Origin of the sequence: Alkalihalophilus marmarensis DSM 21297, assembly GCF_000474275.2 — a bacterium.
Taxonomy (GTDB): Bacteria; Bacillota; Bacilli; order Bacillales; family Bacillaceae_D; genus Alkalihalophilus; species Alkalihalophilus marmarensis.
Window position 1 is genome coordinate 1 of record NZ_ATAE01000007.1, and the last position, 1679, is coordinate 1679.

The window sequence follows — 1679 nt, forward strand, 5'->3', positions numbered from 1 at the left end:
ATGAATTTGAACCGCCGTATACGGAACCGTACGTACGGTGGTGTGAGAGGTCGGAGGCTAATAGCCTCCTCCTACTCGATGATTATTTTGTTCATAGGTTGAAACTATTTCGATAATAAAAATAAATTGATTTACACAATCGAAGCTGATACAATATGACAGGATAAATACTTAGGAGGCTAACTAATGTCTACTCGGCAGCTAGAAAATCGAATTGGATATCATATTGGATTATTGTCTCATCGTATTCAAAATGAATATAATCTTAAACTTGCAAACTACGATCTCACGGTAGCTCAATCGAGAGTTTTGTATTTGCTTGTGACATATGGTTCTCAAACACAGGTAGAACTTCAAAAAAAGTTATATATAAAAGGTTCGACGATGAATGGGATTGTTGAATCATTGTTAAAAAAAGATCTTATCCAAAGAGTAATCAGCGAAGTGGATAAGCGGGCGAAGGTTGTTCATATCACAGAAGAAGGGAAAAAGATAGAAGCAAAGCTTTGGGAGGAACTTGATCATTTAGAAAACACATTAATGAGAGGGTTTAATTCAGAGGAGAAGGAGCTTCTAATAACCTGGTTAAAAAGAATTGAAAACAATATACAATGCGAGAAGCCGTCTAAATAATAGACAGTATGAAGGGAAGAAGAAAAATGAAACAAAAAATGCAGAGTGATAAGCTAGGAACGGAGTCCATACCTAAGCTTTTAAAAGATTTATCAATCCCAGCTATGATTGGGATGTTCGTTATGGCTTTATACAATGTAGTCGATACGATTTTTATTTCCTACGGTGTAGGAATCGAAGCGGTTGCAGGGGTAACGATTGCATTTCCTGTAATGATGATTATTATGGCAGTTTCAGCTGCGATGGGGATTGGGGGAGCATCTGTTATCTCCAGGAGACTAGGGGAAAAGCGGGGAGACGAAGCAAACCAGGTATTTGGAAATATCATTTCAATTATCTTGCTAATAAGCTTGATTGGGATTATCGCCTCATTTACTTTCTTAGAACCAATGCTTGTCTTATTTGGAGCAAGTCCAGAAATACTTCCTTATGCGGTTGAATATATGTTCCCTATTATGCTTGGTACCTTTTTCTTTTCATTCGCTTTTGCAACCAATAACATTATTCGGTCTGAAGGAAATGCAAAGTTTGCAATGAATACGATGATAATTCCTGCGGTACTAAACATCATCTTAGACCCGATTTTTATTTTCGGTTTAGATATGGGTGTGCAAGGAGCAGCTGTGGCAACAGTTATCTCTCAAGCTGCCGTTACCATCGTTATTTTACGTTATTATTTAACCGGCAACAGTTCACTAACGTTAGCGTGGGAAGACCTGCGTATTAAATGGAATATTGTTAAAGAAGTGGTCTCTGTAGGACTTCCAGCGTTTGTTCAGCAAGCCTCAGGGAGCATTATGATGATTGCCATAAATACCATGCTCATTCAATATGGCAGTGATTTATACGTAGGAATTTTCGGGATCATTCAACGTATTCTAATGTTCGCAGTTATGCCGATTATCGGGGTGATGCAAGGCATGATGCCTATTGTAGGTTATAACTACGGCGCCAAGCAGTTTGAGAGGATGCGAGAAACTATATGGCTAACATTAAAAGTCGTCGTAATCTCATCTGTCGCCATCTTTTTATCAATGATGATTTTC

General features: G+C 38.2%; 2 protein-coding genes. Both read left to right on the plus strand.

The window, feature by feature from the left end; all coding sequences use genetic code 11:
- Positions 1-186 precede the first annotated feature (186 nt).
- Positions 187-633 carry a MarR family winged helix-turn-helix transcriptional regulator gene (locus A33I_RS03585; protein WP_022627086.1) on the plus strand — a complete coding sequence of 149 codons (447 nt, stop codon included), beginning with the start codon at positions 187-189 and terminating at the stop codon, positions 631-633.
- Positions 634-659: 26 nt separating this feature from the next.
- Positions 660-1679 (plus strand): MATE family efflux transporter (locus A33I_RS03590; protein ID WP_022627087.1); only part of this gene is annotated, 1020 nt, incomplete at its 3' end.